A 10452-nucleotide genomic window follows, 5' to 3' on the forward strand; every position below is an offset into this window, starting at 1 on the left:
GAGCATAGCCCCGCGCGGATCGGAGCTTGGTCAGAATTTGAAGCCCGCTTCGACGCCCCAGATGCGGGGTTCGTTGACGTAGCTGGTCAGATTGTTGAAATCGATGCCGCCGGTTGGCGAGGCGTCGTTGGTGATGTTGCGGCCGAAGGCTGCGATGTCGAAGCGATCGGTGCGATAGCCGACGCGCACGCCGCCCTCGATCAGCTTGTCGTCCGAAAATTCGACCGAGCGATAGAGGAAGAACTGCACCTTCGAGCGGTAATACCAGTCGGTGAAGGCATAGATGGCGCCGTCGCCGACGGGGATTTCATAACCCGCGGTCCAGTTGAGCGTCCATTTCGGCGATTGCGGCAGCTGGTTGCCGTCGATCGAGAAGATGTTGGTGCTGCCGGGGCGAACCGGATCGACCACCGTGCACCGCGGCAATGCGCCGCAGCCCGCGACAAAGGCGTTGGCATCGTCGATCTCTGCCACGTTCCACGCGCCGCCGATCGAGAAGGTCAGGCCCTTTGCCGGTGCCGCCTGCAGTTCGGCCTCGATACCATGACCCTTGGCGTCGACGTTGAGCAGACTCGCGGCATTCGACGTTCCGCCCACGGCGGTGAGCTGAAGATCCTTGGTGTCGAAGAAATAGCCGGTCAGGTTGAAGCGGACGCGGTTGTCGAGGAAGTTGGTCTTGATCCCCGCTTCATAGGACATCGTCTCTTCCTGATCGGCGGTCGAGATAGTGCGCGAGAAGGTCAGGCGGCCCTGAACCGACGGTGCGCGATAGCCGCGTGCGACGCGGGCATAAAGCGTCACTGCGTCCGAAGCCTCATAGGTCGCGCTGGCGTCCCACGTCAGCAGCTTGCCCTTGACCTTGGCAGCCTGCGGCGGGACCGGGGTGTTCGGGTTAACGACGAAATCGGGGCGCGTCTCAACCGGGCGCGACGCGACGAAATCGCGCGTGTCGTGGTTGTAGCGCGCGCCGGCCTGCAGCTTGAAGCCATTGTCGAATTCATAATTGACCGAACCGAAGAGGCCGTAGGCTTCGCTGTCCTGACGCTGGATCGCGATCGCCGACGGGATGGCGTCGGTCGGGGTGCCGAATTCGAAGCTCGAAATGTCGAGCTTTTCGTCGAAGTAGAAGGCGCCGAACTGATAGCCGAGTCCGCCGCTGTTGTTCGAAGCGATGCGGATTTCCTGCGTGAACTGGTCGAGGCTCGGAACATTGTCCTGGCTCTGCGCCGAGAACTGTATGAAGCCGGGCCCGCTGACGGGCGCGAACTGGTTGCCGAAGCCGCCGTCGATGTCGCCGCGGCTGCGGAAATTGCCGTTCCAATAGGAGGTGATCGAATAAGCGGTCACGGGACCGAAATCATATTCGAGGTTCAGTCCGGCATTATAGGTGTTGAGCTTCTGGAAATTGAGCCCGTCCTGATAGACCTTGTCGCGCTCGAATTCGGTGCCCGCGCCGCCGAGGCCGACGAGATGATTGCTGCCCGGAAGCTGCGTGTTGGCGCGGAAGATGATCGCCGAGCCGTCATAGATGCGGACCTGCCCGGTCACGCGGCCGGTGAACGGGCCATTTTCATATTGCAGCTGAAGCCGCGCGGCGATGTCGTCATAGCCGCCAAGGTCGTTCTTTTTGGTCGTTGCGATATTGTCGACCCAATTGTCGCGGTGCTGGAACAGCGTCGACAGGCGGACCGAGAAGCCATTGTCGTCGGCGGCGCCCGCCGCGACTTCGACCTGGGTGGTGCCATAGCGGCCATAGCTGGCGCGGGCGTAGCCGCCGGTCTTGCCGGGCTTGACGGTGTCGAACTTGACGATGCCCGCGGGAGTGTTGCGGCCGAACAAAGTGCCCTGCGGCCCGCGCAATACTTCGACGCGGTCGAGGTCGAAGATCGGGAAACCTTTCAGGATCGGGTTTTCGAGGACGACGTCGTCATAGACGACGCTGACCGGCTGCGACGCGTTGAGGTCGAAATCGGTGTTGCCGAGCCCGCGGATATAAAAGCGCGGGAAGGTGCGGCCGAACGAGCTTTCGATGTTCAGACTGGGAACGCGGCCCGCGAGCACGCGCACGTCGGAACCGGTCGAGGTGATCGCACCCAGCGTATCGCCCGACAGCACCGAAACGGCAACGGGCACGTCCTGCAGGCTTTCCTCGCGGCGCTGCGCGGTGACGACAATGTCGCCGAGGCCCGAGTCCTCGGCGGCGGCGGGCGCCTCCTGTGCGGCGGCGGGGGCCGCCCAGCCCGCGGCGGCGAGGGCAAAGGCTATAGCGGTAGCGGAAGGAAAGTGGCGCATGGGCAAGCTTCCTGAAACAGAGTTGACGATGGGAGAGTGGAAAAACCAGTTTCCCGTTGCCGCTGGGCGCGGGCGTGGTCAATTGCCGAAGCCGTCGCGGCTGACTTTCATGTCAGCAGTGTTGCGCAATTGCTGCACTTTTTGGGCGCCTGGAGCTGCCCACATCACAACCCATCGTCACCCCGGACGTGATCCGGGGTCCACGACGGCGAGCACCATCTTCCTAGCTATTGGCGCTATGGATCCCGGATCACGTCCGGGATGACGAAGGGAGGCGAGACGTCTGCAAGCTTTTAACACGCTCTAACGGCAAGGTTTTTAGAAGCTTAGTTCGTCGTAAATCTTTGACAGGTCGCCGCCCCACGGGCCTTCGTAGCGGTCGAGCAGGTCGTGCGCGGGGGATTTGCCGCTCTTGGCGATCCGGCGGAGCGGTTCGAGGAAGCCGACCTCGTTGTCGCCCATCGAATTGACCTCGCGGCGTGCGGCGAGGCCCGCGGCGGCAATGTCGAGGACGCGGTGCGCGAGCTGGCCGACGGTGCCGCCGCCGGGGGCGGGGGCGTCGAGCCCTTCGCTGGGCACTGCGTCGCGGAGCGCCTGTTGCTCCTCGATGCTCCAGTTCTTGACGAGATCCCAGGCGGCGTCGAGCGCCCCCTGGTCGTAGAGCAGCCCGACCCACAAGGCCGGGAGCGCGCAGATGCGGTTCCACGGGCCGCCGTCGGCGCCGCGCATTTCGAGGAAGCTCTTGAGCCGCACTTCGGGGAAGGCGGTCGAGAGATGGTCGTTCCAGTCGGAAAGGCGCGGTTTTTCGCCGGGGAGCGCGGGCAGCTCGCCCTTCAGGAAATCGCGGAAGCTCTGCCCCGCGGCGTCGATATATTTGCCGTCGCGAAAGACGAAATACATCGGCACGTCGAGCATGTAATCGACATAGCGTTCATAGCCGAAGCCATCCTCGAACACGAAGGGCAGCATGCCGGTGCGCGCGGGATCGGTGTCGGTCCAGATATGGCTGCGGTACGACATAAAGCCGTTGGGCTTGCCCTCGGTGAAGGGCGACGCCGCGAAGAGCGCGGTCGCAAGCGGCTGAAGCGCCAGCGACACGCGGAATTTCTGCACCATGTCGGCCTCGCTCGCATAGTCGAGGTTGGTCTGGATCGTGCAGGTACGCAGCATCATGTCGAGCCCCATGGTGCCGACGCGCGGCATATGGTCTAGCATGATCTTGTAGCGGCCCTTTGGCATGATCGGCAGCTCGGCGCGCGTCTTGTCGGGCCACATGCCCAGCCCGAGGAAACCGAGGCCGAGTTCGGCGCCGACTTCCTTCACCTGTTTCAGATGGCGGCCGGTTTCGGCGCACGTCTGGTGGAGGTTTTCGAGCGGCGCGCCCGACAATTCGAGTTGCCCAGCAGGCTCGAGGCTGACCGCGCCGTCGCTGCCCGACAGCGCGATGACCTTTCCGCCCTCGATCACCGGTTCCCAGCCGAAGCGGGTGAGCGCCATGAGCAGGTCGTGGATGCCGTCGGGCTCGTCATAGGAGGGCGCGCGGTGGTCAGCAGTGCGATAGACGAATTTTTCGTGCTCGGTGCCGATGCGCCAGCGATCCTTGGGCTTTTCGCCCTTGATCATGGGGGCCGCGAGCTGGTCGCGGCTTTCGACGATGGGATCGTTGCTGTCCGAGGCGGTGCGCGTGCTCATATCGCGCCATTATACGGTTCGGTACAGAATGCAATCGACTGTTGAAACCGCACTATTTTACCAGCGTGCGGAGATTGATCGTGAAGCTCGACCCGGCGATGATAAGCCGCGCGTCGAGGCGCGCGAGGCGGCGAGGCCGTTCCATCAGTTAAGGGTCACATCGAAAGCAACAGCCATCGTGCTCGCGGGCAGCATGGTCGATGTCGTTGCCGAGACGGTCGTCCCGGTGATCGACGCGCCGAACGGATCATTCTCGTCGACGCCGCTGGCATTGTCGTCCTCGACCGTCGTCGCGCCGGCGCAGGTCGTGCCGCTGCGCAGCGAGCCGGAGATGAAGGTCGTGGTCGCGGGTAGCGCGTCGCCGATATTGATACCCGTTGCGGTGCCGCTGCCATTGTTGGTGACGAGGATGCAGTAGCGCATCGTCGCGCCCGGTATCGCCTTGGGATCGGTCGTACCATTGGTGGGGTCGCCGACGACGCTGCTGGTCTTGGCGATGGTGAGGTTCGCGGTCGGACGGCAGAAGGTGACGTCGTGGATCGCGGCGCCCTGTTGTCCGGGGTCGGCGGGGGCGAGGCTGTGGCTGCCATAGGTGATGACGATCGTGTCAACGGGCGCGGAGAAGGTCACGACGACATTGCCATTGGCGCTGCCGTCCGCCGAGGTCGCGTCGCCATAGGCGCTGTTGCCGATGACATAATTGCTGATCCCGTTGGTCAGGGTCGGGGTCACCGGCGCGCCGTTGAAGCTGCCCGTCACGGTCAGGCGGTCCGCGAATTGCCCCGCGGCATAGTCGATGTCGAAGACGCGAAATTGAACGCCGGGAACCGCGGTCGGCAGCGTGATCGTCGAGGTGATCGCGCCCGCCTGGCTGATGAAATCGGCAATCTGGAAGATCGAATATTGCGCCGGGGCGAGCCCGCCGGTGACGACATTCTGGCGCGTCGGCGACTGGCCGCCATAGGTGGCATTGTTCAGAAAGGCGCCACCGCTGATGCCGATATTGAAATTCATCGTGCCGATCGCAGTCAGCGCATAGCTGCCGCTGGTCGTCCCGGCCGCCCAGCTGACGCTGTCCCAGTCGTGGAGCGTGGTACCGACGGGGCAGACGAGCGTCGGCGGCGTTCCCGCAGTCCGCGTGCCCGACACGGTGAAGGTCGCGCTGTCGTAGTCGTCCTCCCCTGCCGCGCCGTTGCCGGGGGTCGAATCGAAGTCGAAGGCCGACGACGCGCTGACCTCGGCCATATTGGTCACGCTCGCGCCCGCCGTCGCGGTGACGGTGCCGCTGATCGTCAACGTTCGCGTCGTTCCCGCCGGGATGCTGCCAACGGTCCAGACGCCGGTCGCGCTGTTGTAGCTGCCGAACCCCGACGCGCCGGTGAAGGCGAAGCCGGCGGGCAGCGTGTCTTGTACCGTCACCCCGGTCGCGGTCAGCGCCGAGCCGCTCGCGTTGGTCACGCTCAATATATAGTTGATGCTGGCGCCCGACGCGGGCGATGCGTTGCTGACCGACTTGGTCAGTGACAGGTCGGCCGACGGCGCGATCGGCACCGTCGTGAGCGTCAGGTCGGTGCGCGTGAAGGTTCCGCTGTCGCCGTTCAGCGAGTCGCAGATGGTCAGCTGCCATGTCCCCGCCGACCCCTGTCCGTTGAAGCTGGCAAGCGAGCCCTCGGGACGAAAATTGCGCTGATAGGGCGGGGCGGCGGCGGTGTTGTCGTTCGCGCTGTGCGTCGTGATGCTGGCCGCCGCGCTGTCGTCGAACAGGACATTCAGATTGTTGGCCGAGGTGCCGACATTGGTGATCAGATCGACCACGGTGCCCTCCGGCGAAACCAAAGTCGCGCGGATGTCGCCGCGATAGCTGTGCGCGAACTGGACGCCGATGTTCACATCGGTGACCTGCGCATTCGCCGCGACGGTAAAGCTCCGCACCAGCGGGCTGGCGCACGTCGTCGCGGTTTCGCTGATCGTGCCGGTGGTGGTGTTGCTGTAGCTGGTGGTCGTCTGTGCGGCGGCGGGATTGCTGGCAAGCATCAACGCCAGCCAGACGAGCGTCAAAACGGCTCGTACAAACTGCGCACACTGGCCCCCACGCCAGCAATATCGGCTCTGGTCCTGCCGTTGCATCGGGCTGCTATGGCGCATGCATAGCTAATATCCGGTTAAAATCGGTGACTTGGCGGCAATTCTGTTCAAGGGCGGGACAGAATAGAGGTTGGCTCCCCTCCTCTGTGTGCCGTAGGCATGGGGAAGATCTTAAAGATCGGACCAGTCGCCATGCTGCGCCATCCACACGCCGATCGCGGCGATGGCGGCGGTTTCGGCGCGCAGGATGCGCGGGCCGAGCGTGATGCGGCGGACGGCGGCGTGGGCGATCAGCATGTCGCGCTCGCGGTCGGTGAAGCCGCCTTCGGGCCCGGTCAGGATCGCGGCGGGCGCGAGCGCTTCGACCCTGGCGAGCGGAAGGCCGCCCGCCTCGTCGGCGAACAGCAGCGCGCGGTCCGCCGGCCAGTTCTTCAGGAGTTGGGGCAGTTTGACGGGCTCGGCGAGGGTCGGCAGCGCGGTGCGTCCGCATTGCTCGCACGCTTCGACGATCTGCGCCTCGAGCCGCTCGTGCTTGACGCGCTCGACGATCGTGCGTTCGGTGATGACCGGCTGCAGGCGGGCGACGCCGAGTTCGGTGGCCTTTTCGATGATCCAGTCGAGCCGGGCCTTCTTGACCGGCGCGAAGCACAGCCAGAGGTCGGGGACCGGTTCGATCATCTTGGTCTGGCGTTCGATGCGCAAGGTCAGCGACCGCTTCGCCGCGTCGGCGACGACCGCCAGCCATTCGCCGCTGATATTGTCGAACAGCAGGATCGGATCGCCTGCCTTCATCCGCATCACGTTGAGCAGATAATGCGCGGCGGCGCCGTCGATTATCGGGGCGGCATCGGGCCCCAGTGGCAGGTCGACGAACAGGCGGGGCGTGCTGGCGGGCGGCCAGGCGGGCGTTGCGGGCATGCCGCGCCGATAGCAGACGGCGCTATCTTGTGCACGCATTGCCTGTTCGGTGCACCTTCGATCACGACCGTGACCGAAGAGACAGTGAACAGGCTCTGCAATATTATTGAACCAATCGGGCGGTCTGGAGCGCTGTGGAGAATAGCTGCTGAAGGGCCGTGGTGATATTGCCATTGGACGTCACGGTCTGGACCAGCGGCACGCCGTTCGTGCCGACCGATGCGCAGCTCTTCAGCGCGTCCAGGACTTGGTCGGTGGTCCGGCCGGGGAGAGCGGGCAGGAACGGGGCGACGTTCGTCTGCGACCAACTGTCGCCGACAAGCGATTCCGGCAGATATTGCGTATAGAGGATCGCGATCTTAATACCCTTCGCCTTGATGGCCGTACATTTGGCGTTTTCCTGGTTGGCGCCGCTCCGCATCGGCCCGAAATAGCGGCCACTCCCGTTCGGCTGGTCGAGCATGCCGTCGGTGATGAGGAACAGTATCTTCTGGGGCACCGCGCCAGGCGCACCCGTGCCCGCGTTGGGAATGATGCTGTTCATCTGCGTGAGCATGCCGGCCACGTCGGTAGCCTTGTCATCATTGCCATTGCCTTTGGTCGGCTCCGAATTCTTCCACCAGTAATCATCGGCCGGGAATATGGAGGCTGCCGAAAAGCCGCTGCCGTATGAGGCGACGTTCGTCAGGGTGTTAAGCTGTCTGACGGGCGAAGTGCCGCCCGGTCGTGTCCAGTCGAACGAAAACATCTGCGCGCGGTAGGTGACCTGATATTGGGTCGCCTGGTTGGTCGCGAACGGGATCAACTGCGTTGCCGCCGAAACGACGTCGTCCTTGCGCAGGACAATTTTCGAGGGGCTGTTATAGATCAGTCCGTAGTTGTGAGTCAGCCAATAGCCATCGGCCCAATATCCGGTGTCATGCACGGTGGTGTCAGTCACCACGGTTCCTTGGGCACTCGTCGTTTTGTCTACCGTTCCATTGGCCTTGTACGTGGTCGTGTAGGTTGTCGGCGTAGAGGTCACGACCTTGTTGATCGTAACCGGACCGGTCGTGCTGTCGGTGATCGTATATTTGATAGCCGTCACGGTGTCAGTGCGCTTATCGACGCGCTTATCGCCGTTCTTTCCGTTCGATGTCGTTGTCCCGGTAGCCGTCGATGACGAGTGCATGGTGGTCCCCGTGCTATCGAAGAGCTCGACGGGCGAAGAGGTTTTGTAGCGGTACCAGACATTCTGTTTGCCGGAACCCGCGGTATAATATCCGGTCGAGAGCAGCACGTCGCGGGCGCTTTGGTCCCTGATGTAGATGCCGTCGCTTTTGGGCATCATCGCATGACAGGCAAAGGCGCAGCCGTTCGGCTTCGAGGTCGATTTGCTCGCGTTAACAATCTTGGTGATGCCGTCCGAAGTCGCCGGAAGCAGCATCGAAGGCGAATTGTCCATTGCGAGGTAGAAATCGACGTTGGGCGGCTGCGCCGCGCTGGCGGTGGCCCTGCCGCTCACGGTCAGCGTGTCGACCCCCAGAACCCCGCCGAACATGTTGATCGACTTGGCGGAATAGCTCACGGTCGCCTTGCGCAGATAACCCACGGCGCCGCTGCCCCCCGAGCCGGAGCCTCCTTCGGTAACGACGGGGGTTACAACCAGATCCTCGTAGCCCGTCTCCAGCGAAGCTTGCGCATTGAACATGCTGGTCGCGGCAGTTCTTGATACGCCGTTCGATTGAAGGATCATCGAGGGCGCGACAGCCGCCAGCGCGGCAGCATCGGCCGCGGCGTTGAGCTTTGTCTGGAGGCTCATGGCGCGCGCATAGTCGACCCCGAAGCCGAGTATGAAGGTCAGCGGGATGATCGCAAACCCCATGATCATGTACACCCCGCCCTTCTGATCGGCTTTCAGCCGAGAAAGGAACGGACCCCGTGGGGCGGCAGAGCTGCGCTGAGGAAATATTTTGGTCATAATATATCCACCTAGTAGAGCCGAGGAACCATATAGATCGTCTCGGTCATCGTTGTGCTTGTCATCGGGAGATAGCTGAGGAAGGGCGCGTAATCGTAGGTGATCGTGCCCATGAACAGCCAACCGCCCGAGGTGCCGACCTGGGTCTTTGTGCTGGTGCCCGGAGCAAGGTTTTCGCACACGTTCGAGGCGTCGGGCGAAACCGGGATCATCGTAGGGCTGACCATGTTGGCGGGAATCGGAACGATGTTAGTGCTTGACTGCGCGGCGTTCGTGGGGAGCGTGCCAGCCGTATGGCTCGAGACGGTCGGCGTCACGACACTACCATTGACATTTTGCGTCTGGGCCTGGGTCCAGACAACGTAGGCATGGGTGGCATCGCAGACCCGGAGCAGCGAAATCTGCTCGACCGCTTCGTCGAGCTTATAGGGCGACAGGACCACCGCACTGGCGCTCATGTGCGATTTCGCATTGGCGCTGCTTGGGTCATTGTAAATGATCGTCGGGGACATGGTCCGGCTGACGAGGTCGACCAGCGAACGCGTCGCGACGGTCACCTTGCGGCTGGCGCTGACCCGATCAGACAAATAGACGCCGCCCGTGTACATGAGCACGAGCACCGGCAGGGCGAACGCGAATTCCACGATCACCGCGCCGCGCGTGTTCCGGGTGAGGCGCCTCAGCATGCGGGCTGCGATGTGGGACATGAATAGTCCTCCGTCGTGAACACCGAGGTGGCCACCAGCTTGCGATTGGCGTTGGGTTCGTCGATCAGGTTCAGGCCCAGCGGCCCCTTTCCGGTCGGCCACAGGTAGATCAGCTGCAGGACGATGATGCGGTTCTTGCCGCTGCCGCCCGACTGGTAATTATAGCCCGTGCCGGTTGAGACCAAAATGCCGTTGCTGTCATAGGTGAACGTCGGCGCACCGGTGTTGGTCACGTTGTAGCTGGTTGCGACACTCACATTCACCGTGAGCCGCGAGCATGTCAGCAAGGGCGGCAGCAGCGCGGGCGTGCTGACGGTTTCGCCGGCGGGATTGGTGCCCGAAAGGCCGTTGCAGATGGCAGTCTTGAAATCGCTCGCCGACAGGCCGACGGTCCCGTTGGGCGCCCGCGTCGTTTGCGCGAATCCGGTCAGCATCAGGCGTCCAGCGCCCTCGGCCGTCGTCTCCAGCATCTGCTGTGCGAGATAGATCAACATCGTATACATGATCGCCAGCAGGAGCGCGATGAAGGCCGGTCCCACGATGGCGAACTCCATGGCCGCCGTGCCCGCACGGTTCTTCCACAGATTCTTACCGAACGGACCAACGGCCCTCCGGGCGCGAATCCTGTTGCGCAAAATTGCCATGTGGGTCCCCCTTTGTGGCTGTTTTCCACGAACAGGGTTCAAAATTGGTAAATGTCCGGATTTCGGCGCCCTGCAGCCGCCCATCGCGGAGATGATTTCGTGCCCAAATGGGACAGCTCTGGGGTCAGGCCATTGATTTCGGGCGTGACTATGC

The 10452-nt window shown here is 63.2% G+C and carries 7 protein-coding genes; all 7 read right to left on the reverse strand.

Features of this window, described 5'->3' with window-relative positions; all coding sequences use genetic code 11:
* Positions 1-30: 30 nt before the first annotated feature.
* The gene (locus tag SKP52_RS00190; RefSeq protein WP_052207663.1) at positions 31-2292 is read right to left on the reverse strand and encodes a TonB-dependent receptor; all 2262 of its coding nucleotides are present in this window, start codon (positions 2290-2292) and stop codon (positions 31-33) included.
* 318 nt (positions 2293-2610) lie between these two features.
* Positions 2611-3984, reverse strand: coding sequence for a glutamate--cysteine ligase (locus SKP52_RS00195; RefSeq protein ID WP_039570388.1), 1374 nt, complete (start codon positions 3982-3984; stop codon positions 2611-2613).
* A 144-nt stretch (positions 3985-4128) separates the two neighbouring features.
* Positions 4129-6129, reverse strand: a complete 2001-nt coding sequence (locus tag SKP52_RS00200) for a proprotein convertase P-domain-containing protein (RefSeq protein ID WP_228383761.1) — start codon at positions 6127-6129, stop codon at positions 4129-4131.
* Positions 6130-6240: 111 nt separating this feature from the next.
* Complete coding sequence (locus SKP52_RS00205) at positions 6241-6987, reverse strand: 16S rRNA (uracil(1498)-N(3))-methyltransferase (protein ID WP_039570392.1); 747 nt, start codon at positions 6985-6987, stop codon at positions 6241-6243.
* A gap of 103 nt (positions 6988-7090) precedes the next feature.
* Positions 7091-8857 (reverse strand): pilus assembly protein TadG-related protein, encoded by a 1767-nt coding sequence (locus SKP52_RS24340; protein ID WP_052207664.1) that lies wholly within the window; start codon positions 8855-8857, stop codon positions 7091-7093.
* Positions 8858-8958: 101 nt separating this feature from the next.
* Complete coding sequence (locus SKP52_RS24345) at positions 8959-9654, reverse strand: TadE/TadG family type IV pilus assembly protein (RefSeq protein ID WP_081997127.1); 696 nt, start codon at positions 9652-9654, stop codon at positions 8959-8961.
* Entirely contained in the window at positions 9627-10298 is a 672-nt protein-coding gene (locus SKP52_RS24980; RefSeq protein ID WP_160292331.1) for a TadE/TadG family type IV pilus assembly protein, read from the reverse strand. The genes SKP52_RS24345 and SKP52_RS24980 overlap by 28 nt, the downstream gene beginning before the upstream one ends.
* Positions 10299-10452: the final 154 nt, after the last annotated feature.

The organism is Sphingopyxis fribergensis (assembly GCF_000803645.1).
Classification (GTDB): Bacteria; Pseudomonadota; Alphaproteobacteria; order Sphingomonadales; family Sphingomonadaceae; genus Sphingopyxis; species Sphingopyxis fribergensis.

Excerpts from the sequence above, each read along its gene's own strand:
- SKP52_RS00190 (WP_052207663.1), bottom strand. The coding sequence starts at position 2,292 with ATGCGCCACTTTCCTTCCGCTACCGCTATAGCCTTTGCCCTCGCCGCC.
- SKP52_RS00195 (WP_039570388.1), bottom strand. The coding sequence starts at position 3,984 with ATGAGCACGCGCACCGCCTCGGACAGCAACGATCCCATCGTCGAAAGC.
- SKP52_RS00200 (WP_228383761.1), bottom strand. The coding sequence starts at position 6,129 with ATGCGCCATAGCAGCCCGATGCAACGGCAGGACCAGAGCCGATATTGC.
- SKP52_RS00205 (WP_039570392.1), bottom strand. The coding sequence starts at position 6,987 with ATGCCCGCAACGCCCGCCTGGCCGCCCGCCAGCACGCCCCGCCTGTTC.
- SKP52_RS24340 (WP_052207664.1), bottom strand. The coding sequence starts at position 8,857 with ATGATCATGGGGTTTGCGATCATCCCGCTGACCTTCATACTCGGCTTC.
- SKP52_RS24345 (WP_081997127.1), bottom strand. The coding sequence starts at position 9,654 with ATGTCCCACATCGCAGCCCGCATGCTGAGGCGCCTCACCCGGAACACG.
- SKP52_RS24980 (WP_160292331.1), bottom strand. The coding sequence starts at position 10,298 with ATGGCAATTTTGCGCAACAGGATTCGCGCCCGGAGGGCCGTTGGTCCG.